The sequence below is a fragment of the Pseudomonas sp. SMV71 genome (assembly GCF_052042015.1).
In the GTDB taxonomy this organism is placed as follows: Bacteria; Pseudomonadota; Gammaproteobacteria; order Pseudomonadales; family Pseudomonadaceae; genus Aquipseudomonas.
In genome coordinates this window covers 1-25,088 of the sequence record NZ_JBKGGU010000034.1, presented here as the reverse complement: position 1 = coordinate 25,088, position 25,088 = coordinate 1, and the positions used below count along the sequence as shown (strand labels likewise).

General features: G+C 62.3%; 20 protein-coding genes. 4 read left to right on the top strand and 16 right to left on the bottom strand.

The genetic code is table 11. The features are described from left to right. Positions 1–2: 2 nt before the first annotated feature. The 10 genes from hutI to hutC form a co-directional block, all read right to left on the bottom strand. Positions 3–1,205 (bottom strand): imidazolonepropionase, encoded by a 1,203-nt coding sequence (hutI, locus tag ACLEJQ_RS24770; RefSeq protein WP_440799413.1) that lies wholly within the window; start codon positions 1,203–1,205, stop codon positions 3–5. 111 nt (positions 1,206–1,316) lie between these two features. Beyond that, positions 1,317–2,849, bottom strand: coding sequence for a histidine ammonia-lyase (gene hutH, locus ACLEJQ_RS24765; RefSeq protein WP_440799410.1), 1,533 nt, complete (start codon positions 2,847–2,849; stop codon positions 1,317–1,319). A gap of 113 nt (positions 2,850–2,962) precedes the next feature. Further along, a complete protein-coding gene (gene hutH, locus ACLEJQ_RS24760) occupies positions 2,963–4,486 on the bottom strand; it encodes a histidine ammonia-lyase (protein WP_440799407.1) in 1,524 nt (507 codons plus the stop codon). A gap of 227 nt (positions 4,487–4,713) precedes the next feature. Continuing rightward, the gene (locus tag ACLEJQ_RS24755; protein WP_440799404.1) at positions 4,714–5,544 is read right to left on the bottom strand and encodes a quaternary amine ABC transporter ATP-binding protein; all 831 of its coding nucleotides are present in this window, start codon (positions 5,542–5,544) and stop codon (positions 4,714–4,716) included. Beyond that, the gene (locus ACLEJQ_RS24750) at positions 5,541–6,392 is read right to left on the bottom strand and encodes an ABC transporter permease (protein ID WP_440799401.1); all 852 of its coding nucleotides are present in this window, start codon (positions 6,390–6,392) and stop codon (positions 5,541–5,543) included. Before ACLEJQ_RS24750 ends, ACLEJQ_RS24755 begins: the two co-directional genes overlap by 4 nt. A 71-nt stretch (positions 6,393–6,463) precedes the next feature. Further along, positions 6,464–7,432, bottom strand: a complete 969-nt coding sequence (locus tag ACLEJQ_RS24745; RefSeq protein WP_440799398.1) for an ABC transporter substrate-binding protein — start codon at positions 7,430–7,432, stop codon at positions 6,464–6,466. Between the two features lie 70 nt (positions 7,433–7,502). Then, positions 7,503–8,969, bottom strand: a complete 1,467-nt coding sequence (locus tag ACLEJQ_RS24740) for a purine-cytosine permease family protein (protein WP_440799394.1) — start codon at positions 8,967–8,969, stop codon at positions 7,503–7,505. Positions 8,970–9,133: 164 nt separating this feature from the next. Next, positions 9,134–10,822 (bottom strand): urocanate hydratase, encoded by a 1,689-nt coding sequence (hutU, locus tag ACLEJQ_RS24735; RefSeq protein WP_440799391.1) that lies wholly within the window; start codon positions 10,820–10,822, stop codon positions 9,134–9,136. Between the two features lie 445 nt (positions 10,823–11,267). After that, on the bottom strand, positions 11,268–11,837 hold the full coding sequence (locus ACLEJQ_RS24730; RefSeq protein ID WP_440799433.1) for a HutD/Ves family protein: 570 nt from the start codon (positions 11,835–11,837) through the stop codon (positions 11,268–11,270). Further along, positions 11,837–12,586 carry a histidine utilization repressor gene (gene hutC, locus ACLEJQ_RS24725; protein ID WP_047699776.1) on the bottom strand — a complete coding sequence of 250 codons (750 nt, stop codon included), beginning with the start codon at positions 12,584–12,586 and terminating at the stop codon, positions 11,837–11,839. Before hutC ends, ACLEJQ_RS24730 begins: the two co-directional genes overlap by 1 nt. A gap of 264 nt (positions 12,587–12,850) precedes the next feature. Here hutC and ACLEJQ_RS24720 point away from each other — a divergent pair, with 264 nt between their 5' ends. Next, positions 12,851–14,215 carry a formimidoylglutamate deiminase gene (locus ACLEJQ_RS24720; protein ID WP_440799387.1) on the top strand — a complete coding sequence of 455 codons (1,365 nt, stop codon included), beginning with the start codon at positions 12,851–12,853 and terminating at the stop codon, positions 14,213–14,215. 115 nt (positions 14,216–14,330) lie between these two features. Here the strand turns inward: ACLEJQ_RS24720 and ACLEJQ_RS24715 are convergent, their stop codons facing one another. Continuing rightward, complete coding sequence (locus ACLEJQ_RS24715; protein WP_440799384.1) at positions 14,331–14,900, bottom strand: lipocalin family protein; 570 nt, start codon at positions 14,898–14,900, stop codon at positions 14,331–14,333. 31 nt (positions 14,901–14,931) lie between these two features. Beyond that, positions 14,932–15,186, bottom strand: a complete 255-nt coding sequence (locus tag ACLEJQ_RS24710) for a hypothetical protein (RefSeq protein ID WP_058545945.1) — start codon at positions 15,184–15,186, stop codon at positions 14,932–14,934. A gap of 284 nt (positions 15,187–15,470) precedes the next feature. Between ACLEJQ_RS24710 and ACLEJQ_RS24705 the strand changes: the two genes are divergently transcribed. The 3 genes from ACLEJQ_RS24705 to ACLEJQ_RS24695 all read left to right on the top strand — a co-directional run bounded on the left by ACLEJQ_RS24705 (position 15,471) and on the right by ACLEJQ_RS24695 (position 18,175). Beyond that, a complete protein-coding gene (locus ACLEJQ_RS24705; protein WP_440799381.1) occupies positions 15,471–17,363 on the top strand; it encodes a methyl-accepting chemotaxis protein in 1,893 nt (630 codons plus the stop codon). A 210-nt stretch (positions 17,364–17,573) separates the two neighbouring features. Next, a complete protein-coding gene (locus tag ACLEJQ_RS24700) occupies positions 17,574–17,846 on the top strand; it encodes a type II toxin-antitoxin system Phd/YefM family antitoxin (protein ID WP_440799378.1) in 273 nt (90 codons plus the stop codon). After that, the gene (locus ACLEJQ_RS24695) at positions 17,843–18,175 is read left to right on the top strand and encodes a type II toxin-antitoxin system RelE/ParE family toxin (protein ID WP_440799375.1); all 333 of its coding nucleotides are present in this window, start codon (positions 17,843–17,845) and stop codon (positions 18,173–18,175) included. Before ACLEJQ_RS24700 ends, ACLEJQ_RS24695 begins: the two co-directional genes overlap by 4 nt. Positions 18,176–18,182: 7 nt before the next feature. Here the strand turns inward: ACLEJQ_RS24695 and ACLEJQ_RS24690 are convergent, their stop codons facing one another. From ACLEJQ_RS24690 to ACLEJQ_RS24675, 4 genes are all read right to left on the bottom strand, one after another. Next, positions 18,183–18,773: a DUF924 family protein gene (locus ACLEJQ_RS24690; protein ID WP_440799372.1), complete on the bottom strand. Its 591-nt coding sequence runs from the start codon at positions 18,771–18,773 to the stop codon at positions 18,183–18,185. A gap of 3 nt (positions 18,774–18,776) precedes the next feature. Next, positions 18,777–19,787 carry a class 1 fructose-bisphosphatase gene (locus ACLEJQ_RS24685; RefSeq protein WP_440799369.1) on the bottom strand — a complete coding sequence of 337 codons (1,011 nt, stop codon included), beginning with the start codon at positions 19,785–19,787 and terminating at the stop codon, positions 18,777–18,779. 214 nt (positions 19,788–20,001) lie between these two features. Further along, the gene (locus ACLEJQ_RS24680; RefSeq protein ID WP_440799430.1) at positions 20,002–21,345 is read right to left on the bottom strand and encodes a DUF3999 domain-containing protein; all 1,344 of its coding nucleotides are present in this window, start codon (positions 21,343–21,345) and stop codon (positions 20,002–20,004) included. Between the two features lie 29 nt (positions 21,346–21,374). Then, a complete protein-coding gene (locus tag ACLEJQ_RS24675) occupies positions 21,375–25,004 on the bottom strand; it encodes a DUF2339 domain-containing protein (protein ID WP_440799366.1) in 3,630 nt (1,209 codons plus the stop codon). Positions 25,005–25,088 lie beyond the last annotated feature (84 nt).

The following is a 25,088-nucleotide window of genomic DNA, read 5'->3' as shown; positions in this document are numbered from 1 at the left end:
CCTCAATCGATTTCCACGCCGTGACGCACGACGCGTTTTTCCAGTTCGCCGCCGAGCCAGTACGCCAGGTCGGCGGGGCGGTCGATGTGCCAGGCGACGAAATCTGCCACCTTGCCGGCTTCCAGCGAGCCGTGGGTCTGGGCCATGCCCAGCGCCTGGGCCGCATGAATGGTCGCGCCGGCCAAGGCTTCTTCCGGTGTCAGGCGCAGGCAGGTGCAGACCATGTTCAACATCAAGCGCAGCGACAGCGCCGGCGAGGTGCCAGGGTTGAGATCGCTGGCTACCGCGATTTTCACGCCGTGCTTGCGCAAAGCGTCCATCGGCGGCAGTTGGGTTTCGCGCAGGAAATAAAACGCCCCCGGCAGCAACACCGCCACCGTGCCGGACTGCGCCATGGCCTTGGCATCGTCCTCGGTCATGAACTCCAGGTGATCCGCTGACAGCGCCTGGTAGCGAGCCGCCAGGCTCGATCCATGCAGTGACGACAGCTGTTCGGCATGCAGCTTGACCGGTAGCTCCAACCGTTGCGCGGTGACAAATACCCGCTCGACCTGGGCCGGGGAAAATGCCAGGTACTCACAAAAGGCATCCACCGCATCCACCAGCCCTTCGGCCGCCAGGGCCGGGAGCATCTCGGTGCAAATGTGTTCGATGTAATCGTCGGCGCGTTCGGCGTATTCCGGCGGCAACGCATGAGCCGCCAGGCAGGTGCTGCGTACGCTGACCGGCAATTCGGCGCCGAGGCGGCGGATGACCCGCAGCATCTTGCGCTCGTTCGCCAGGTCGAGGCCGTAGCCGGATTTGATTTCCACCGTGGTCACGCCGTCGCGCATCAGGCTTTTCAGGCGTCTGGCGGCGCTGGCGAACAGCTCGTCTTCGCTGGCGGCGCGGGTGGCACGCACGGTGCTGGCGATGCCGCCGCCAGCCGCGGCGATCTCGGCGTAGCTGACGCCTTGCAGGCGCTGCTCGAACTCACCGCTACGGTTGCCGCCGAACACCGTGTGGGTGTGGCAGTCGATCAGCCCGGGTGTGACCCAGGCGCCCTGGAGGTCGTGAACCGCCGGGTAGTCGCCGGTGGGCAACTGGGCACGCGGGCCGATCCAGTGGATGTGCTCGCCCTGGGTAACGATGGCGGCGTCTTCGATGATCGAGTAGACGCCCTGGGCCATGGTGGCGGCGTGGCAGTTTTGCCAGAGGGTTTTCATCCCGGGTTTCCTCGTCTCATTTCAAATCGAATCGCGAGCAGGCTCGCTCCCACAGAGGTTTTGAGTACACCAGAAACCCTTGTGGGAGCGAGCCTGCTCGCGATGGGGCCCTTACAGGCTCGGCAACAACTTCACCGTCACCAGCGCGTTCAGGCAACGGCTCGCCAACAACTCACTGGCAGCATTGATGTCCGGCGCAAAGAAGCGGTCTTTCTCATAGAACGGCACTGCCTTGCGCAACAGGCCACGGGCCTGCTCCAGCTTCGGCGAGGTCTTCAAGCCCCCGCGCAGGTCCAGGCCCTGGCACGCCGCCAGCCATTCCACCGCCAGAATCCCACGGGTGTTCTCGGCCATTTCCCACAGGCGCTTGCCGGCGGCCGGGGCCATGGAGACGTGGTCTTCCTGGTTGGCCGAGGTCGGCAGGCTGTCCACCGAATGCGGATGGGACAGCGCCTTGTTCTCGCTCGCCAGAGCAGCCGCGGTGACCTGGGCGATCATGAAGCCGGAGTTCACCCCGCCATTGCCCACCAGGAACGGCGGCAGTTGCGACATGTGCTTGTCCATCATCAACGAGATACGGCGCTCGCTCAGGGAACCGATTTCGGCAATCGCCAGGGCCATGTTATCGGCGGCCATTGCCACCGGCTCGGCGTGGAAGTTGCCACCGGAAATCACATCGCCTTCGGCGGCGAACACCAACGGGTTGTCCGACACCGCGTTGGCCTCGATCACCAGCACTTCGGCGGCCTGGCGGAACTGGGTCAGGCAGGCACCCATCACTTGTGGCTGGCAGCGCAGAGAGTACGGGTCCTGCACCTTGTCGCAGTTCTGGTGCGAATCGGACACTTCGCTGCGCTCGCCCAGCAGGTCGCGATACGCCGCGGCGGCGTCGATCTGGCCTTTCTGGCCGCGGGCAGCATGGATACGCGCATCGAATGGCGAACGGGAACCGAGCACGGCTTCCACCGTCAGGCTGCCCAGGGCCAGGGCGCCGGCGAACAGGTCCTCGCCTTCGAACAGGCCACGCAGGGCAAACGCGGTGGAGACCTGGGTGCCGTTGAGCAGCGCCAGGCCTTCTTTGGCGGCCAGGGTCAGCGGCGCAACGCCGGCGACTTTCAGCGCCTCGACAGCCGGCAGCCATTCGCCTTTGTAGCGAGCCTTGCCTTCGCCCAGCAGGACCAGGGACATGTGGGCCAGCGGCGCGAGGTCGCCGGACGCGCCGACCGAGCCCTTGAGCGGAATGTGCGGATAGACCTGGGCATTGACCAGCGCGATCAGCGCGTCGATCACCTGCCGGCGAATGCCGGAAAAACCACGGCTCAGGCTGTTGATCTTGAGCACCATGATCAGCCGCACCAGGGCGTCGCTGATCGGCTCGCCTACACCGGCGGCGTGGGACAGCACCAGGGAACGCTGCAGGTTCTCCAGGTCCTCGCTGGCGATGCGGGTCGAGGCCAACAGCCCGAAACCGGTGTTGATACCGTAGGCGGTACGGTTTTCTGCGAGGATCTGCTCCACGCACGCCACACTGGCCTCGATCTGCGCCGAAGCGCTGGCGTCAAGGCTCAGGGTCACCGGTTGCTGATAGATCTCACGCAACTGAGCCAGGCTCAGTTGGCCGGGGATCAGGTTCAAAGCTGCCATTTCATGCTCCTTTTGAGAGTTTTTGTTTACCCGCCAGTCGCTCCGGAATGTTCCGTTATCCGTCATCCTCGCTTCATGGGCGATGGATGCCTTGGCACGCTGGCGGTTTTTGATCAATTCAGATTCGGTAATGCGTTGTGCAGCACGGATGGGGATTTGAGCAGGGCCGCGACACTGGCGATGTCCGGCGCCAGCCAGCGGTCCTGATCGTAGGCCGGGACCTGCTCGCGCAGCAGCTTCCAGGCCACGTCGGTTCCTGCGCCGAAACGTTGGGTCTTGAGAAACTCAAAGGCTTGCGCCGCGAGCAGGTACTCGATGGCAAGGATCTGGGTGCAGTTTTCCAGCGCCCGGTGCAGCTTCAGCGCAGCGTTGGTGCCCATGCTCAGGTGATCTTCCTGCAAACCCGAAGTGACGAAATTATCGAGCACCGCCGGTTGCGCCAGTTGCCGGTTTTCCGCGCACAGCGAAGCGGCGACGTATTGCACGATCATCATCCCCGAGTTCACGCCCGGGTTAGCCACCAGGAACGCCGGCAGGCCACTGACGTGCGGGTTGATCAGGCGGTCGAGACGGCGCTCGGCGATGGAGCCGATTTCGGCCATGGCAATCGCCAGCAGATCGGCAGCCAGCGCCACCGACTGGCCGTGGGGATTGGCCTGGGACATCACCCTGAAATTCTCCGGCGTGCCCAGCAACAGCGGGTTGTCGGTGGCGGCGTTGAGCTCGGTTTCGATCTGTTGCCGCGCATGGGCCAATTGATCGCGAGCGGCTCCGTGCACCTGAGGAATCGAGCGGATGCTCAAGGCATCCTGGGTGCGGATGCCCAGGCTCGAAGCGATGACTTCGCTGCCGTCGAGCAAGGCCCGCAAATTGGCCCCGACCTGCTGCATACCGGGGTGCGGCTTGAGGGCGATGATCTCGGCGTCGAACGCGGCAATCTGGCCGCGCTGGGCTTCGAAGCTCATGGCAGCGATCACATCGGCCCATTGCACCAGTCGCGTCGCATCGGCCAGGGCCAGGCAGCTCAAGCCGGTCATGCACGGCGTGCCGTTGACCAGGCACAAACCGTCCTTGGCCCCCAGTTGCACCGGTTGCAGGCCTTCAGCGGCCAGGGCCTGTTGCGCCGCGACGATTTGCCCGCGATGGCTGACCTGGCCAACGCCCAGCAGCGCAATGCTGATGTGGGCCATGTGGGTCAGGTAACCCACCGAGCCCTGGGACGGCACTTGCGGGGTGATGCCGCGATTGAGCAGCGCCAGCAGCGCCTCGACCACCCGCCGATGAATACCGGACTTGCCCTGGCTGTAGTTGAGAATCGCAGCGCAGAGAATCGCCCGGGTCTGTTCATCGGACAATGGCGCACCTACCCCGCAGGCGTGGCTGAGCAAGGTGTTGCGCGACAGCTGGCTGAGTTGTTCGTCCTTGAGGGAGACATTGCACAAGGCTCCCAGGCCGGTGTTGACGCCATAGGCGCGCTCGCCGCTTTCGACGATGCGCTGCACGATGGCCTGGGCATTGTCGATCCGCGCCCAGGCCTGGGCCGACAGTTCAAGCTCAGCCCCGAAGCGCGCGACGGCGACCACGTCCTGCCAGCGCAGCGGGGTGTCGGCGATGATGATTTTTTCAGCCTGGGACATCTTTAACCTCATCTGTGCAACTTGAATATTGATGCAACTTTGCCGACGCCTTCGCGAGCAAGCTCGCTCCCACAGAATACGCATTCCAGAGTGGGGCGCTGTTGTGGCGAGGGAGCTTGCTCCCGCTTGAGTGCGCAGCACTCACAAGATTTTGGGGGCGGCTGCGCCACCCAGCGGGAGCAAGCTCCCTCGCCACAACAGCGCACCAGCTACTATCGCGCATGGGCCTAAACCACCGCCGCCCGCCGCTGCACGAACCGATCGACATACTCATCGGCCGGCGAATGCAGGATCTCCCGGGGCGTGCCGACCTGGATCAATCTGCCGTCCTTGAGAATCGCGATGCGGTTGCCGATGCGCACGGCCTCGTCGAGGTCGTGGGTGATGAACACGATGGTCTTGTGCAGGGTCTTTTGCAGCTCCAGCAACTGGTCTTGCATCTCGGCGCGGATCAGCGGGTCGAGGGCGCTGAAGGCTTCGTCCATCAGGATGATGTCGGTGTCCGCCGCCAAGGCACGGGCCAGGCCCACGCGCTGGCGCATGCCGCCGGAGAGCTGGTGCGGGTATTTATTCTCGTAGCCCTTCAGGCCCACGGTGTTGATCCAGTGCAGCGCCCGTTCGGCGCACACCTGCTTGCTCTCGCCGCGCACCTTCAAGCCGTAGGCGACGTTGTCCAGCACGTTCTTGTGGGGCAGCAGGCCGAAGCTCTGGAACACCATGCTGATCTTGTGCCGGCGAAATTCGCGCAGCGCATCCATGTCCAGTTGGAGGATGTCCTCGCCGTCCACCAGGATCGCCCCGCTGGTGGGGTCGATCAGCCGGTTGAAGTGCCGCACCAGGGTGGATTTGCCGGAACCGGACAGGCCCATGATCACAAAGATCTCGCCAGTGCCGATGCTCAACGACAGGTCGTTCACACCGACCACGCAACCGGTCTCGGCCAGCACCTGGTCCTTGGTCTTGTTGCGGCGGATCAGCTCCAGGGCTTCGGTGGAACGGTTGCCGAAAATCTTGAAGACGTTCTTGACTTCGATCTTGCTGATGGCTGCGTTATTCATTTGCTCACCTCATGCCGAGGACGGCCATAGGCCTGGGTAATGCGGTCGATGACCACGGCGAGAATCACGATAGCCAACCCGGCTTCCAGGCCGCGTCCGACGTTGAGGGTCTGGATGCCCACCAGCACGTCTTCGCCCAGGCCACGGGCACCGATCATCGAGGCGATGACCACCATCGACAGGGCCATCATGGTGGTCTGGTTGATCCCGGCCATGATGCTTGGCAGGGCCAGGGGCAGTTGCACGCCGAACAGCTGTTGCCAGCGGTTGGCGCCGAAGGCATTGATGGCTTCCATCACTTCGCCGTCCACCTGGCGGATGCCCAGGTCGGTCAGGCGAATCAAGGGCGGCGCGGCGTAGATCACCGTGGCGAAAATCGCCGGGACCTTGCCCAGGCCGAACAGCATCAACACCGGAATCAGGTACACGAAGCTCGGCATGGTCTGCATGATGTCCAACAGCGGCATCAGCACCGAACGCAGGCGATTGCTGCGCGCCGACAGAATGCCCAGGGGAATGCCGATCAACACCGAGATCAGCGTCGCCACCAGCATCAGGGCGAGGGTCTGCATCAGTTTGTCCCACAGGCCCACCGCGCCTACCAGGAACAGCAGGCCGATGATCACCGCCGTGGCCACGACTTTGCGCGTGGCGTGCCAGGCTATGCCGCCGACGATGGCCAGCATCAGCCACCAGGGCGCCAGGCGCAGCAGGCCTTCGAGGTTGACAATGGCCCAGAGCAGGGTGTCGGAGATGTGCCGGAACACATCGCCATAATTCGTCACCAGGGCGTCGACCCAACCGTTGACCCAGTCGGCGATGGAAAAGGTAAAGCTTTCGGGAAACATAAGAGACTCTCGATCAGGTGGATGCGGTGAACGTCCCGACCAGCCCCAGGGTTGGCCGGGAAAGATTCGACCTACAGAGCCGCGTCGATTTTCTTGGCAGCGTCTGCGCTAACCCAGGCGTGCCAGACTTCAGGATGTTCCTTCAGGAAGATCTTCGCCAGCTTAGGCGACTCGATGCGTTCCTTGGCCATGCGCCCCAGGTTCTGGTTCAGGATATCGATAGGCAGGTTGACCTTCTCCAGCACTGCCACCAGCTCCGGCGCTTCGTCGTGGAACGTCTTGGACAAACCGACCTTGATGCTCACGCTTTTATCCACGCCTGGTTTTTCTTCCAGTTTCACCAGGTCCACCTGACCCATCAGCGGCGTTGGCGACCAGTAGTAAAACAGGATCGGCTCGCCGCGCTTGTAGCTCGACAGCACCGCCGCATCCAGCGCCGGGCCAGTGCCAGGACGGAAGTTGGTGTAGGTTTTTTCCAGGCCGTAGCTTTTCAGCATTTCGCTGTTGTCCAGCTCGCAGGTCCAACCGGCCGGGCAGTTGTAGAAACGGCCCTTGGACGGCTCTTCCGGATCCTTGAACACGGCGGCGTACTGGCCCAGGTCGGCAATGTTCTTCAAGCCCGGCGCCTTGGCTTCGAGCTTGCGCTTGGCGTCGCCTTCGATCACGTAGCGCGGCACGTACCAGCCTTCGATGGCACCCACCACCGGGGCGCCGACACCGACCACCTTGCCGGCCTTCTCGGCCTTGTTCCAGACCTCACTGCGGCCGACCCATTCTTCGGCGAACACCTGGATGTCGTTGCTGCTCAGGGCGTTTTCCATGGTGATGGAGTTGCCGGGCAGGCTGTCGGTCTTGCAGTCGTAGCCTTTTTCCAGCACCACTTGCAGCACGTCAGTCAGCAGCATGCCGCTTTCCCAGTTCAGGCCGGCGAACTTCACCGGTTTGCCAGACTCGCACCAACCGGCCGCCTGCGTGGCGCCGGCACTGGCCAGCAGGCCCATGGAAAGCAATGTGGTCAGCAGGGTCTTGTTCGATTTCATTGTGTGACGCTCCTAATCATTTGAGTTGGCTTACGGCAGTCAAGAGGCATCCAGCCCTGTCAACGTCCCATCAGACCGCTTGGGTGCGGCCCGCCCTGCTCGGTTGTGCGTCAACCGTGTCCTGCTCGGCTGGCAGGATCAATTGATCGGGTACGGCGCTGTGCCATTTCTTTGCGGCGAGGTAATACACCGCTGCCGGTACGACCAGGCCGATGATCCAGGAAATGTCCACACCCCCCATCGCCGCCACCAGCGGACCGGTATAGAACTTGGTGGCAATGAACGGCAGCTGAATCAGCACACCCAGTGCATAGACGCTGATCCCCAGGATGTTCCAACGCCCATAGCGACCGTTCGAATCAGCCAATGCCGGCACGTCGTAGCGCTCGCGGGTGATGAAGTAGTAGTCCACCAGGTTGATCGCGCTCCAGGGCGTAAAGAACGCCAGCAGGAACAGGATGAAGGACTTGAATGCACCGAGGAACGAGTGCTGGCCGAGCAGCGCGATCAGGGTCGCGGCACCGACGATGACCAGCACGAAGACCAGCCGCTGCAAACGCGTGACATTAAGGTGCCCACGAAAGCCGCTGATGATGGTCGCGATGCACATGAAGCTGCCGTAGGAGTTCAGCGTGGAAATGGTGACCTTGCCGAATGCGATGCTGAAGTACAGCAACGCAGCGGTGGCACCGGTCCCCCCCAGGCCAACGATGTAGGCCACTTCATGACCGGCGAACTGCCCGTTGGCCGAGGCGGCGGCAAACACGCCGAGGATCATCGCCACCTGTGCGCCGATGACGGAACCGGCGCCGGCGGCAAAAAAGGTTTTCACCGACGAGGTCTGGCTCGGCAGGTAGCGGGAATAATCAGCCACGTAAGGGCCGAAAGCGATCTGCCAGGAAGCCGCGAGCGACACCGCGAGCAGAAAGCTGCTCCAGCTGAAATGGCGGATTTGCAGGAGTGCGCCCACGTCCACCTGGCCGATCAGGCGAGCGAACAGGTAAACAAAGGCAATCACCCCGATGATGCTGGCGATACGGCCGATGAAGTGAATCACCCGATAGCCGAGCACCGTGACCAGCACAATGACACTGGCGAAAATCAGGATGCCGACACTGTCGCTGACGCTAAACAACTGGCCCAGCGCCTGGCCGGAAAGCACCGTGCCCGTGGCGGTGAAACCCAGGTACATCAGGCACACCAGCACGATCGGAATGGCCGCGCCATAAACGCCGAACTGCACCCGGCTGGAGATCATCTGCGGCAGGCCAAGCTTGGGCCCTTGCGCGGCATGCAGCGCCATGACGCCCCCGCCCAGCACTTGACCGATCAGCAGACCGATCAACGACCAGAACACATCACCGCCCAGCACCACCGCCAATGCGCCGGTGACGATGGCGGTGATTTGCAGGTTGGCCCCCATCCAGAGGGTGAACTGACTCAACAACCGACCATGTCGCTCCGCTTCCGGGATGTAATCGATCGAGCGCTTCTCGATCAACGGCTTGCTGCTTGCGCGGGTGCTGGTGACAGCCATGGTTCAACCTCTGTGGATTGTTCTGGAATTCATTTGCACTGCGTCCCTTGTGGGAGCGAGCTTGCTCCGGGCGGCGATCCGACGATAGCGGTGGGTCAGCACCCGTTCCGTCTACTGACACGCCCTCATCGCGAGCAAGCTCGCTCCCACAGGGGATCCGGGGACTACTTGCCGGTGATCATCGGCAGGTTCAGCCCCTGTTCCTTGGCGCAATCGATCGCGATCTGGTAACCGGCGTCGGCATGACGCATCACGCCAGTACCTGGATCGTTGTGCAGTACGCGAGCGATCCGCTCGGCGGCTTCATCGGTACCGTCGCAGACGATCACCATGCCCGAATGCTGGGAGAAGCCCATGCCGACGCCGCCACCGTGGTGCAGCGAGACCCAGGTCGCGCCGCTGGCGGTGTTGAGCAAGGCGTTGAGCAGCGGCCAGTCGGAGACCGCATCGGAGCCGTCCTGCATGGACTCGGTTTCGCGGTTGGGGCTGGACACGGAACCGGAGTCCAGGTGGTCGCGACCGATCACGACCGGCGCGGACAGCTCGCCGCTGCGCACCATTTCGTTGAACGCCAGGCCCAGCTTGGCCCGTTGGCCCAGGCCAACCCAGCAGATACGCGCCGGCAAGCCCTGGAAGCTGATGCGCTCGCGCGCCATGTCCAGCCAGTTGTGCAGGTGGGCGTCGTCGGGGATCAGTTCCTTGACCTTGGCGTCGGTCTTGTAGATGTCCTGCGGGTCGCCCGACAGCGCCGCCCAACGGAACGGGCCGATGCCACGGCAGAACAGCGGACGGATATAGGCCGGAACGAAACCGGGGAAATCGAAGGCATTCTCGACGCCTTCTTCCTGGGCCATCTGACGGATGTTGTTGCCGTAGTCGAAGGTCGGGATGCCCATTTTCTGGAAGGCCAGCATGGCTTTGACGTGGACAGCCATCGATTGCTTGGCGGCTTTCACCACGGCGGCCGGTTCGGTCTTGGCGCGAGCGCGGTATTCGTCCCAGGTCCAGCCGGCCGGCAGGTACCCGTTGAGCGGGTCGTGGGCGCTGGTCTGGTCGGTGACCATGTCGGGACGCACACCGCGACGGACCAGTTCCGGGAGAATCTCAGCCGCATTCCCACACAGGGCGATGGAGATCGCCTTGCCTTCGGCGGTGTATTTCTCGATACGGGCCAGGGCGTCGTCGAGGTCGGTGGCCTGCTCGTCGACGTAGCGGGTCTTGAGGCGGAAATCGATGCTGACCTGCTGGCATTCGATGTTCAGCGAGCAAGCACCAGCCAGGGTCGCGGCCAACGGTTGCGCGCCACCCATGCCGCCCAGACCGGCGGTCAACACCCAACGGCCCTTGAGGTTGGAATCGTAATGCTGGCGACCGGCTTCGACGAAGGTTTCGTAGGTGCCCTGGACGATGCCCTGGCTGCCGATGTAGATCCAGCTGCCGGCGGTCATCTGGCCGTACATGGCCAGGCCCTTGGCGTCGAGCTCGTTGAAATGCTCCCAGGTGGCCCAGTGCGGCACCAGGTTAGAGTTGGCGATCAGGACGCGCGGGGCATTGCTATGGGTCTTGAACACACCCACCGGCTTGCCGGATTGCACCAGCAGGGTTTCGTCGTCATTCAGGTTGGTGAGGCTTTCGACGATCTTGTCGTAGCACTCCCAGTTACGCGCCGCACGACCGATGCCACCGTACACCACCAGTTCCTTGGGGTTCTCCGCGACTTCCGGATCGAGGTTGTTCATCAACATGCGCAGTGGCGCTTCGGTCAGCCAGCTCTTGGCGGTCAGCGTGTTACCGCGAGGGGCACGGATTTCAACGTCACGGTATTTTTCAGGTTTGCGGGTAGCGTCGGTCACAGCAAAAACTCCTCAGCGATCAATCCAGACCAGCCCGGGCAATGGGCAGTGATTCAGCGAACGTAGCGTTGAGCATCGGTGACTCATACGCATACGTCTTTACTTGTATGTACAAGCATATGCAATCAAGCGGCCAACTTTTTTGAGGCGCTTCTGGAGGATGACTTGAGAAATGGCTGCGAGGCCCGTGGCGCATGGCTTGCCGAGCCGGATGAAAATTTCGGGAGGGGGCTTTCAGTAGGAGAAGTGAACGCCGCAAAAGCGTGGCATTGCGCTACGCTGGGGCATTCGGTAACAAGTTGGTGCGCACAGGAAACAGCGGAGGAGCTTTTGTGGCGAGGGAGCTTGCTCCCGCTCGACTGCGCAGCAGTCGCAAAAAACCCAGGGCTGCTCCGCACCCCAGCGGGAGCAAGCTCCCTCGCCACAAAAAGCTATTTAGCGGGTATCAGTGGGCAATCAATTCGATCACACAGCACTGGCCATTCGTGGAAATTTCCAGCAACCCGGCGTTACCGCTCAATTGCAGACAGTCGTAGAGGCCCAGTTCCGCCTCAGGCTCGCCGACCTTGACGTGCAGCGATGCAGCCGCGCTGAACACCAGCAGCGTCCCCGCCTCGCTGAAAAACCGCTGCTCATCCTTCATCCACTGCACCCGCGCACGGTAACGCTGCGGTGCATAGATCAGGTTGAAGTCGCGAATCGGCCCGCCCAGCAAGGTGCAATGCACATGGCTCTCGCCACTGAATGCAAAGGCGTCCAGCGGATGCAGCGCCCGGGTGCTCCGGCCATCGACATTGAGCGTCATGCCATCGCCCTGCAACACGCTGATGACCCGCTCGTAACCGGCGAAGGTGGAGAAACCGCCGGACTCACCGATATCGGCGATCGACAGGCGCCAGCCGAAACCTTCCAGGCCGGTGCCGGCATCGCGGGTGATTTCCTCGGTGCTGCCGCCACCATTTTTCCAGGGCATGCGTGGGTAATCAGCGGCTCGCAGGACCTTCATCTGACTGATCATTTATGAAACCGACCTTCGAGGCTATGACGGGAACCGGGGTGGATCAGGCGGGCGGCGGTCACTGGCTGACGCCCGGACCAGGTCCGACGGCGGATCAACAGGCACGGTTCGCCTCTTTCGATCTGCAGCAGCTTGCATTCGCTCGGCTCGGCCAGGATCGCTTCAACCACGTGCTCACCTTCGGTCAGCGGCGCGACCTGGTTCAGATAGGCGTAGGGCGTTTGCAGGGTGAAGTCCTGCTTGAGGTACTCGGGCGCCACCAGCGCATTGACGAAACGGTCCTCGATCTGCACGGGAATATCGTTCTCAAAATGCACGATCAGCGAGTGAAAGACCTTCTGTCCTTCGCGCATGTCCAGGGCCAGGGCCCGTTCGGAACCGGCGGCCTCTTCTTCCAGGGTGATGACCTTGCACGTGTGGCGGTGACCACGGGAGGCGATCTCATCGGCGATGTTATGCACCTCGAACAATGCGGACTGGCTCTTGGGTTCGGCGACGAACGTACCGACACCCTGCATGCGTACCAACAGGCCATCGGCGGTCATTTCCCGCAGGGCACGGTTGATGGTCATGCGGCTGAAGCCCAGTTGGCTGACCAGTTCGCTTTCCGACGGCACGCGGTAATGCGGCGGCCAGTTTCCACTGTCGATCTGCTGGGTGATCATCTGTTTGACGCGGGCGTACAAGGGTGCCGGACTGTCACCCAGGTTTGCGGCCAGCGGCGGTTTGGCAGGCGGAGTCGGCACGGCGGTTCCCTGTTCTGCTTATGAAGGTTACGAATGTCCTGTATCACAAATACTGTTCCTTTTTGACGGCGTCTCTTGCCGTCATCCTGCGTTGCCCCTCCTCGTCATAGCCTGCTATGACTCGTCGCGGCGCCTTGCCTGACGACAAGAGCCACACATCAAAAAAGAACGTATTTGTGAAACAGGACATTAGCTTGCCGGAGTTTACCGGGCAGGCAAACGTCTGTATATGTATATACAAATTACGCACGATGAGGTTGAACCATGTCCGCCTTCTTTGCCGAACGCGCGCTGCTGCCTGACGGATGGGCCAAAGATGTACGTCTCGAAGTCGACGCCGCAGGCGTTCTGACCAGTATCCAGGCCGATTCCCATGCAGACGGCGCCGAACGGCTGGGTGGTCCGCTGTTGCCAGGCATGCCGAACCTGCACTCCCACGCGTTCCAGCGGGCCATGGCCGGGCTGGCAGAAGTGGCGGGCAATCCCAATGACAGTTTCTGGACGTGGCGCGACCTGATGTACCGCCTCGTCGGAAAAATCAGCCCGGACCAGCTCGGCATCATTGCCCGGCAGCTGTACATCGAAATGCTCAAGGCCGGCTACACCTCGGTCGCCGAATTCCACTACGTGCACCATGACACCGACGGCTCGCCCTATGCCGATCCAGCGGAGCTGGCGCTGCGCATCAGCCAGGCCGCCAGCGCGGCCGGCATCGGCCTGACGCTGCTGCCAGTGCTCTACAGTCACTCCGGGTTTGGCGGCCAGGCGCCCAGCGACGGGCAGCGTCGCTTCATCAACAGCACCGAGAACTATCTGAAGCTTCAGTCGCGGTTGCAGCCGATCCTGGCCGCACAACCTGCGCAAGCGCTGGGCCTGTGTTTCCATTCCCTGCGCGCCGTCACGCCTGGGCAAATCGATGAGGTGCTGGCCGCCAGCGACCGCGATTGCCCAGTGCATATCCACATTGCCGAGCAGCAGAAGGAAGTCGACGACTGCCTGAGCTGGAGTGGCGCCCGTCCGTTGCAATGGCTGTACGACAACACTGATGTGGACCAGCGCTGGTGCCTGGTCCATGCCACCCACGCCAATGCCGACGAAGTCAGCCTCATGGCCAGAAGCCGGGCGATTGCCGGTTTGTGCCTGACCACCGAAGCCAACCTGGGCGACGGGATTTTCCCGGCCGTGGATTTCCTCGCCCAAGGCGGACGCTTGGGCATCGGCTCCGACAGCCATGTGTCGTTGAGTGTGGTGGAGGAATTGCGCTGGCTGGAATACGGCCAGCGTCTACGCGACCAGCGACGCAACCGGTTGTACCGGGCGGATCAACCGATGGTCGGGCGTACACTGTTCGATGCCGCGCTCGAAGGCGGCGCCCAGGCTCTGGGACAACCCATCGGTGCCCTGGAAATCGGCAAACGCGCCGACTGGCTGGTGCTCGACGGCAACGACCCGTACCTCGCCACGGCCCAGGGCGACGGGATTCTCAATCGTTGGCTGTTCGCCGGTGGGGATCGCCAGGTGCGCGATGTGATGGTCGGCGGGCAGTGGGTCGTGCGCGACGGGCGTCATGCCGGGGAAGAGCAGAGTGCCCGGGCGTTTACCCAGGTGCTACGCGAACTTCTGGGCTAATCCAGTTATCCATGTGGGAGCGAGCCTGCTCGTGATGGCGGCTTAACATTCAACACAGATGTTGACTGGAATGCCGTCATCGCGAGCAGGCTCGCTCCCACAGGTTTTATTCCGGTCAATCCGACGTCTTGGCCATTTGCCGATCAGACGCACGCCAGATCAACCGGCTGGTGTCATAGCCCTGCTGACGCGCCTTGCTCAGCAATTCTTCGCGAACGACGCTGTTGACGGTCGGCGTGCGGGACAGCAACCACATGTAGCGGCGGCTCGGGTCGCCGACGATGGCGGTCTTGTAGTCATCGCTGACGTACAACACCCAGTACTGCCCTTTCGCCACGCCCGGCACGATCCGCGAGAACCAGTTGTCGAACCTGACCCAGAGCTTGTCGGTCTTGCCCGGCACCTGCGGGGTGGCGGTGCCCCTGGCCTCTTCCCACTGCCAGTCCGAGGTCAGGCAGCGGTTGAGCACACCCATGTTGCCGTCAGGCTTGAGGGTGTAGTGGGCTTCGGATTGCGCGCAGTTGCGCTGGAAATACATTGGCAGGCGGGCCAACTCGTACCAGGTCCCTTGGTAACGCTTCAAATTGACGTGGTTGACGGTCTTGGGCGCCAACGGGTCTTCGCCAGAAGTGGCGCAGCCGGCCAAAACCAGGCCAGCCAAAAGCACTAACAATAACCGCTTCATTATTTTTCTCCCGCAGGCCCGTAGCCTCGGTTTACTTCAGGCCTTGGCCGGAAAACATCAACACTTTGTCACCGGCGTACTGCACGCTGATAAAGCTTTTCTGGTCGCCCCAGGTGCAACTGGACATGCCGAGCGCGCCCGAACAATCAGTCGGTTTGCCCAGCAATGATTCGACTTCGGACTTGGGCATGCCAGCCGACAGCTTCGAATAATTTTCCTGATTGACCTTGCTGCATGCGGTCAGCACGACGCATACAAACAACAACGCAATGGAACGCAGGGACATCGTGTAACTCCTGGAGCGGAAGGGGGGATGGCAGGGCGCCAACCAGAAGCTTAGAAGTGAAAACCCCTATCTGGTTCCCCGACACCTGCGGTATTTATTGGTTCCTTGGGCGGCATTTCGTCGGTAAATCAAGCAGTTTGTGGCGCTACCCTGCATTTCGTCGGGTTTGGCAAGCCGATAGCTGATCCCTTACGCTGCCAGGCCGATAAAAAGAACAGCGCGAAATCCTGCGTTATGGCACATTGCCCACCTTCCTGACCAGCACCTCTGCGGTAGCGTTCTTAATGACCAGAAACATGAAGTTCAGCCACAAAATCCTGCTGGCTGCCGCCCTCGTGGTAGCCGTTGCGTTCGCCTGTTTCATCCTGTTCAACGACTATCGTCAGCGTCAAAGCCTGCACAGCAGCACTGAGAACTCAATGCAGGAACTCGGCAGTCTGACCAGTCGGAATATCCAGACCTGGGTCGAAGGCCGCGTCCAACTGCTGCAATCGCTGGCCCAGCAAATCGCCGTGGACGGCAGCAGTGCCGACAGCCTCAAGCGCGCCGTAGGCCTGCCGGCGTACACCGGCAATTTCCAATTGAGCTACTTCGGCGGCACCGACGGCGTGATGTTCTCGGTGCCGGCGGGCAACCGCGCCGCCGACTATGACCCTCGTGCCCGTGGCTGGTACAAGGCCGCCAACAGTGCCCAACAGACCATTGTCACCGAGCCCTACATTGCCGCCTCGTCGGGCAAGCTGGTGATCACCGTGGCCACCCCGGTACTGCGCCAGAACCAGATGATCGGCGTGGCCGGTGCTGACATCGACCTGTCCAGCGTCAGCGCGATCATCAACTCGCTGAATTTCGGCGGCCATGGCCATGCGTTCATTGTCAGCGCCGACGGCAAGATTCTGATCCACCCCGACAGCAAGCGCGTGCTCAAGACCCTGGCCGAGGCCTACCCCAACGGCGCACTGCAGGTCAGCCCGGGCATGAAGGAAGTCGAACTCGACGGCAAGACCCAGTTCATTTCCTTTACCCGTGTCAGCGGCGTGCCGGGTGCCGACTGGTACGTGGCGCTGGTGCTCGACAAGGACACCGCGCTGGCGATGCTCAGTGAGTTCCGTACTTCAGCGCTGATCGCCATGGCCATCGCCGTGGTCTTCATCATCGCCCTGCTGGGTATGCTGATCCGCGTGCTGATGCAGCCGCTGCTGACCATGGGTCGCGCCATGCACGATATTGCCGAAGGCGAAGGCGACCTGACCCGACGCCTGACCATCCACGGCCATGATGAATTCGGCGCACTGGGTACCTCGTTCAACCGCTTCGTCGAACGCATTCACACCTCGATCCGCGAAGTGGCATCGGCCACCGGCCAGGTCAACGAAGTGGCCCTGCGCGTGGTCAGTGCCTCCAACTCGTCGATGTTCAACTCCGACCAGCAGGCCTCGCGCACCAGCAGCGTGGCCGCGGCCATCAACCAACTCGGCGCCGCCGCCCAGGAAATCGCCCAGAACGCCGCCCTCGCCTCGCAGCACTCCAGCGATGCCCGCAGCCTCGCCGAAGACGGTCAGCAAGTGGTGGATAAAACCATCACCGCCATGCAGCAACTCTCGGCGAAGATCAGCGATTCGTGCGGCAACATCGAGACCCTGAACAGCAACACGGTGAACATCGGCCAGATCCTGGAGGTGATTACCAGCATTTCCCAGCAGACCAACCTGCTCGCCTTGAACGCAGCCATCGAAGCGGCCCGTGCCGGCGAGGCCGGACGCGGTTTCGCGGTGGTGGCCGATGAAGTGCGCAACCTCGCCCACCGCACCCAGGACTCGGCGCAGCAAGTGCAGAAAATGATCGAAGAGCTACAAGTCGGCGCACGCGAAGCGGTATTGACCATGACCGACAGCCAGCGCCAGAGCGAAGGCAGCGTCAGCATCGCCAACCAGGCCGGCGAGCGCCTGAGCAGCGTGACCCAGCGCATCGGCGAAATCGACGGCATGAATCAGTCGGTGGCCACCGCCACCGAAGAACAGACCGCCGTGGTGGAGTCGATCAACGTCGACATCAGCGAGATCAATACGCTGAACCAGGAAGGTGTGGAAAACCTGCAAGCGACTTTGCGCGCCTGTTCCGATCTGGAGCAGCAGGCGGCGCGGTTGAAGCAGTTGGTGGGGAGTTTCCGGATCTAGCGCGTCTTCACTGGCCTCATCGCGAGCAGGCTCGCTCCCACAGTTGACCCTGTTCCGTCAGGGAAAACCCAACCAACTGTGGGAGCGAGCCTGCTCCGGGCGGCGATCCGACGATGGCGGCATCGAGCAGTAGAACATTGGTCGGCACAACCTGACGCAGGACTGAATTAGGACTAAAATCAGTTCACTCAGTTTTGAGAGGTTCCCATCATGAAGCTGTCATCCCAAATCAAACCCATCAGCTATTTGAAAAGCCATACTGCCGACATCGTCAAGACCATCACAGAAACCCGGGAGCCCTTGATCATCACCCAAAACGGTGAAGCCAAGCTCGTGGTCATGGATGTGAAAAGCTTCGAAGAGCAAGAAGACACCATGGCGCTATTAAAGCTGTTGGCTATGGGTAATAAGGAAATCGAGGAAGGTAAGTATCGGGATGTCGAGGATGTCTTCGCTGAATTGGACGCGGCCGACGAACGATGAGTTTAAAGATCGTAATCCTCCAATCGGCTGAGACCGATCTCAAAGAACTGCGCGTTTATCTGACCGAACGGTTTTCTGTTCAAGCATGGCAAAGCACCCATGCCAGTCTTAAGACTGCGATTCGTCATTTGGCAACATTCCCTTATGCGGGGTCGATCCCGGACGAAATAGAGAAGCTGAATCTTGGTCAGTATCGGCAGGTCCTGTCAGGAATGAACAGGATCATTTATGAAGTGCGAGGCCAAACGATCTATATCCACATCATTGCCGATAGCCGCAAAAGCCTACCCGCGCTGCTTATGAAACGGTTGCTTCGAGGCAATCCATAAGCCGTCACTAAAAGCGCGACCCAGGCCTGTTCAAGAACTCCACTTCCTCAGCCGTAGACTCCCTTCCCAACACCTCATTGCGATGGGGAAACCGTCCAAAACGCGCAATGATCTTCTGATGCCGTTCGGCATAGTCGAGATTGTCTTCAAATACAGCCACTTCCGGCTGCTCGCGAACCAGGTCGATAAACCGCGACACAGCCTCGTTCTGCACGGCCAGGTTTTCGCAGTGCTCGAGCACCAGGTAGATGAACACCCGTCGGATGGGCTTGAGTTGCCGGTCGAACCCCGCCGCCATGCCTTGGGCCACCAGCGCTTGGGCGCGCAGGTCGCCGGAGAAAGCCTTGGGGGTATCGCGAAAGATCATCCGCGGCAACTGGTCGAGCAACAGCACCAGGGCCAGCCAACCTTCCGGGCGTTGCGCCCAGTCGATCAATCCGCCGGCCAATGCCTGTTCGACCTGATCGCCAAAGCGCTCGCGCGCCTGGCGATCATGACGCTTGCCGAACCACAGCTTGCCTTTTTCAGCCGCTATATCGTCCGGTGCCTCGGCTGAACCGAACCACCAATCGAGCAACGGCTGCCAAGGCTCGGCCATGATTTACTCCTTGTGGTAGGCGGTGGCGCGGGCGACTTCTTCCTTCGAACCGAGGAACACCGCCACACGCTGATGCAGGCCTTCGGGCTGGATGTCGAGGATGCGCTGGTGACCGTCGGTGGACGCACCGCCGGCCTGCTCCACCAGAAACGACATCGGGTTGGCTTCGTACATCAGGCGCAGCTTGCCGGGCTTGCTCGGCTCGCGGCTGTCACGCGGATACATGAACAGACCGCCACGGGTCAGGATACGGTGCACGTCGGCGACCATCGCGGCGACCCAGCGCATGTTGTAGTTCTTTTTCAGCGGGCCTTCTTCGCCTGCCAGCAATTCGCTGACATAGCGTTGCACCGGGGCTTCCCAGTGACGCTGGTTGGACATGTTGATGGCGAATTCCTGGGTACTTTCAGGAATCGTGATGTCCTCGTGGGTCAGCACGAAGCTGCCCATTTCACGGTCCAGGGTGAAGCCTTTGACGCCATCGCCCAGGGTCAGCACCAGCATGGTCTGCGGACCATAGATGGCATAGCCGGCGGCAACTTGCTGGGTACCTGGTTGCAGGAAGGCCTTCTCGTTCAGGGCTTCGTTCTGGCTCAGGTATTCATTCGGGCAACGCAGCACGGAGAAGATGGTACCGACCGGGGCGTTGATGTCGATGTTCGACGAACCGTCCAGTGGGTCGAAAACCAACAGGTAGGCACCCTTGGGGTATTTGCCCGGGATCTGGTAGGCATTGTCCATTTCCTCGGACGCCATGCCGGCCAGGTGACCGCCCCATTCGTTGGCTTCGAGCAGGATCTCGTTGGAGAGTACGTCGAGCTTCTTCTGCACCTCACCCTGCACGTTCTCGGTGCCCATGCTGCCCAGGACTCCCCCCAACGCGCCTTTGGAAACGGCGTGGCTGATCTCTTTGCACGCACGCGCCACCACTTCGATCAAAAAGCGCAGATCGGCAGGGGTATTGTTGCTGCGGGTCTGCTCAATCAAATAGCGACTCAAGGTAACGCGGGACATGGACGGCTCCGAAGAATAGGGGGCGGAAAAACCAGCGCAGTTTAGCGCGAGTCGGGACTTAATTCCTCCTATGAGACGGGATAAGAGGCATTGAGTTCACGGGGTGGCGCCATCGCGAGCAGGCTCGCTCCCACATTTGAACGAGTTCTGTCAGAACAAGCGCAATTGAATGTGGGAGCGAGCCTGCTCGCGATCGGGTGCGAAGCACCCGCCATCAGGATTTGACTGGGGGCTTGCGCAGCAGACTGAACGCCATCGCAGCAAGGAACAGCACGCCGAGCAGCAACACCGCCCACAAGCCAATCTTCTTCCAGTTGGTATCGACCGTAGCCGGCGCGGTCACGGTTACGGCAGTCGGTGTGGCGGTGGTCGTGCCATTCACCGTCGCCGTCCCCAAAGTCGCCAACCGCGATGGACGGTAATCGGGCACCAGCGTCGTCAGCGGCAGGCTCGCGGCCTTCACCGTCGCGTTGCCCAACGCCAGGCTGTACGGACCGTCGCCGCGCGCCAGAAACACCACCTGGGTCGGCCGCACGGCAAAGCGCAGGGCCGGCGCCTCGGTGCCGAGACCGCCGCCCCGCTCGTCCACCGTCAGCTTCAACTGCTGCACGGTCTGACCGGACAATTGCAAATGATCTTGCAGCACATCCTGGCCATTCTGGGTCAGGCGATAGAGCAAGCCGCTGCCCATGGGCTGCCATGGAAGGCTGCTTTCACGGCGTCCGGCCAACGTCACCGGCGCCAGGCTGTTGGCCTGGCTGAGCTCGACCCGCACCTGCTCGACGTTCAGCCCCTTGGGCAACTGCCAGGTGTACTCGCCGGCCTTGCTGGTGGTGCCGGCCAGAGGCTGCGACCAGACCAACGGTAACGGCAGGCTCTCGTAGCTGGCGCTTTGCAGCTGCGCCGAAGTCAGCACCGGCGCGGAGGACGGCGAGTCCCAGAGCAAGCGCAGATAGCGCGCCGATTGCCCCGGCAGGCTCACTTCATGCTGCTCGACCCGCTCATCGGCGAAGGTCAATCGCGCCACCTGACCCTCGCCCCAGGATTGCCAGTGTTGCAGGTCATCACTGGCCTCGATGGTGAAGCGCTGGAAACCGTCGCGCTCGCTGGTCCAGTCAAGCACCAGCTGCTGCAACGGCGCCTTGAGCGCGCTGGCGTCGAGCAGCCAGCCACGCAGCTCCTCTTCTCCGGCCTCGAGCCGGCTGGACGGCTGGACTTCCACCAGGGTCCCGTTGGCATTCGATTGCACCCGCACACTGGGCGCGCGCTCGTTGTCATCGGCGGCGTTGTACAGCGGAAACCACTTGACGTCGGTGAGGGTGCGGTTTTCCCGACTCTGCACCGACTCCTTGACCAATGCATAGGCCTGGGCCTGCCCGGCCGCGTTGAAGACCCGAAGGTCGCTCAGATCGGTCTGTTGCGCCTGCAGTTGAACGTCCAGCGGCAGCGGCAGGCGATACCACGGCCCCTCGCCGTTCAAGGCCAACGGCACCTGGTGGGCGAAATCCGCCGGTTGCTCCTGGGCCGAAGCCGACAAGGCCACCCACAATCCGACCATCCCCAGGCCGATCCGACTCAACGTGCGACTCAAGATGACACTCCCTCATTGACAGGCATTGGCGGTTCCGTCGGCGGGACCGTTTCCGGACGTTTTGGCGGCAGCGGTGCGAAGTAGCCCACCACCAGCAACAGCACGCCGACGCCGATGAACGACACGATCCGCGCCAGACCGCCACGGTTACTCAATTCGACAAAGAACAACTTGGCGACCACCACGGCGATCAACGCCGCACCGATCAGCCACACCTCACGGCGGTGGCGCAAATGCCCACCGATCATCAGGCCCAGAGCGATCAGGGTCCAAATGATGGACAGCCCGGCCTGCACGAACATCGATTCGAGCAGTGCGTCGAGCTCGAACGGTACGCCAATCCAATGGTGAGCGCTGCGCATCACCAGCGCGGTAAAGAACGCGAACAACGACACACCGGCGATCAATTGGGCGACGTGCTCGGCATGGGCCCAACGGATCGCCAATTGTGCCAGCGCACTGCGCGCCCACACGTACACGCCGAACAAGGCAAACAGCAAGCCTAGTTCCAGCGGATTGAGCAACGGCACGTAAGGCAACGGGTCGGCGCCACCGTCACTAAACGTATTGGCCAGCCAGAACCAACCGAGCATCAACAGCGCCAGGGGTGCCGCCGCGTAGACGCGATATTCGCGCGGCTGGGCCGACACCGGCCATGGCCAGGCGCGTGGCGCGGCCATCAGTACCAGGTACAGGCTCGGCAGGATCGCCCAACCCAGCCAGCGCCAGGCGTTGTATTGCTCTGACAACAGCAGCAGGCCATAACGCAGCTCCAGCGCCAGCACGCCGATCAACAACCAGCAGCCGAGCACATGAGCCGTGCTGCGTGCCTGGGCCGGCAAGCTCGACGCCAGACGCTTGAGGGAAAGGAAATGCACGCCAGACACAGCCAGCCAGGCGAGCCAGCCAAAGTCCGCAGCCGGGTGATAACGGTTGTGCCAGGATGCGACCAGCACACAGCCCGCCGCAGGTATCAGCAACGTACACAGCAGCCCCAGGGCCGGCCACTTCAGACGCTGCGCCAGCACGGTCCACACCGCCACGCTGAGCGCCGCGACCAACAGCAACAGGCTGCCTTGCAGGTTCATCGGGGCAAAGCGCAGCACTTCGCTGACCCACGCCAACGCCCACCAACCGGCACCCCAGACCAGCAGCAACTCGGACAAACGGCGCAAGCTCAAGGCCTCGAATTGCGCCGCCGAATGCCCGCGCTGCAAGCGCCATGCACCCACCAGCGCCGCCAACCCCAGCACCAATGGCGTCCAGAACCCGCTGTGGGCCAGAGGCCGCAGACCCTCGGTATCGAGCGGCCCCAACAAGGCGGGGCCCGCCACCAGGAACGCCGCACCGCCGAGCAATTGCAGCAACAGCCCGAACACAAAGCTCACCCGCTGCTTCAGGTACAGGCTCAGCCAGATGATCAACAGGCCGCTGGCGGCCCACACGCCACTGGCGGTCTGCCAAGGCAGGACGAACAGCACGGCGAGGTTGATCAGCACCAATCCTGCCAGCAGCACCACCGACAAGCCGCGCAACAAGCGGACGTCGCTTCGCACCATTTCATCGCGGGCCGCCAGCAACATGCCGCCGATCAGCGCCAGGCCGATCAACGAAGCGCTGAACAAACCGCTCCAGCCAGCATTGAGCACCGCCGCTGAATCGCCTTGCGCCCCCCGCAGGCGCAACAGGAACAGCGCTCCGCCCAACAGTTGGATGGCAAACGCAGTGAACAGGAAGCTGCGCGATTGCAGGCGCAGGCCCACGAACAGCGTCGCCAGGCCGGCCAGCGCCCAGGCGATGGCCGTGCCGTGGGTCAGGAAAAACAGCGGAGCCAATAGATAGAGCGAAGCCAACCCCGACACCGCCAACACCGGTCGCACCTGCCGCTCCCAACTGATGGTGTGCTCGGGGGCAGCCTTGCGCAGTTGATAGAAGCTGAACAGCAACGCGCCGCCGAGCATCAACGCGCCCAAAGGAGAGCCTTGGAGCAGGCTGCTTTCGCCGGCTGTCAGTTCGCTGAAGAAAGCCCATGCCGCTCCCAGTTGCAGCAGCAAGGCAAACGCACGGGCCAGGGGGCGTTGCTGACGCAGGCCCAGCCAGAAAATCCCCGCGCCTTCCACCGCCCATGCTGCTGCGGTCCAACGGGCGTCGAGCCCCAGGGGAATCGCCAGGCTGGTAAAAATCACCCCCAGCGCCAGGCAGGTTTCGGCCAGCAGCAAGGCGCGTCCACCTTTCAGTACGCGGGCCAGGCCGATGTAGATCATGCCTAGGACCAGCGCGCTGAACGCTGCGGCAAGATCGAGGAACATCACCAGCGTGAGCTGCAAGCCGAAGGCCACCAACGGGGGACCGAACAGCATCGTGCCGTCGACATAATCGCCTTTGCTCGCTGACCAGCGCAGCAAGGCTTCGCGGCTGTCATCCTCTGGGGCGTCGCTCATTTCCAGCAGTTTGCGCCGGGTGAACAGCAAGCCGATCGCCAGGTACATCAGGAAGAACACGATCAGGAACGGCTCGGTGCTGAAGAACAGCTGCGGCGAATACGACCGCAGGCCCCAGGCGATGCCGATACCGAACGTGCCGACGAAGCCGATCAGGTTCAGCAGGCGCCAGGCCTTGAACCAGGCAATCACAAGAATGCCGGCATTGAGCAGGATGAAATAGCTGAACAGCGCCACATGATTGCCGCTGCCGGTGGACGTCAGGATCGGCGCGGCAAATCCGCCCAACGCCGCCGCGGCCGCCAGACCCAGGGCGTTCTGGGCCACCGCCAGGATCGCCGAAAACACCGTGACCGCCACCAGCAAGCCCAGGGCCGCCTTGGAATCGAGCAGAGGATGCAGGCGCATGGCGGCGAAGACCGTCAGGTACAGCACCGCGATCCCGGTGCCCTGGAGCATCAACGCATAGTTGCTGTTGCGCTGACGCAGCCACCAGCCCAGGCCCAGCAGCCCCAACGCGCTGGCCGCGACGCCGGCGTAGCGCAGCTCTATCGGCACCACCATGCCTTCGGTGGCGTAGCGCAGCAGGAACGCCAGGCCGAGAAACAACAGCACGACCCCGACCCGCAGCACCGTGTTGCCGCCGAACAACCAGTTGCGCGCACCGGCCAAGGCGCGCTCGATCACATTCGGACCTCGCGGCACAGCCGGTTGCGCAATGGGCTCTACCGGGTCGAAATTACGGGACTCGCGCCTGGAGGCGGCGGGCGCCGGGGTCCAGACGTCGTCGGGCAACGGCTGGCTGGCGTGCGTGGCCCTTGCCGGGATCGGACCGAGGTCCGGCGGCAGTTCCCAGACCAATTCCGGTTCCGGCTCGGGTTCGGGTTCGGTGCGCACGGTAGGTTCGTGGGCCTGGGACGCAGCGGCCTGGGGCGCCGGTGCTGGCTCATGGGGAGCGTACAGCGTGCCACGTTCCAGCACCGCCAGACGCGCCTCCAGCGTGACCAGCTCTTGCTGGGCCGCTTGCAGCAAAACCTGCTGCCTGGCGGCCTCGGATCCCAGGTACCTGATGCGAAACACCTGGGCAATGCCAAGCCCCACCAATGCGCCTATCAGCGCATCGGCGGGCGACTCATCCACCACCCAGCCGAGAGCCAGGCCCAACAGCGTCAAGATCCATTGCATGGTTGATATCCCTAAGCGGCCCGTTGCGGGCATGACCGGGGCTTTCTGTGCCTGGATCAGTCTAGTGGAACAAGCCCACACCCT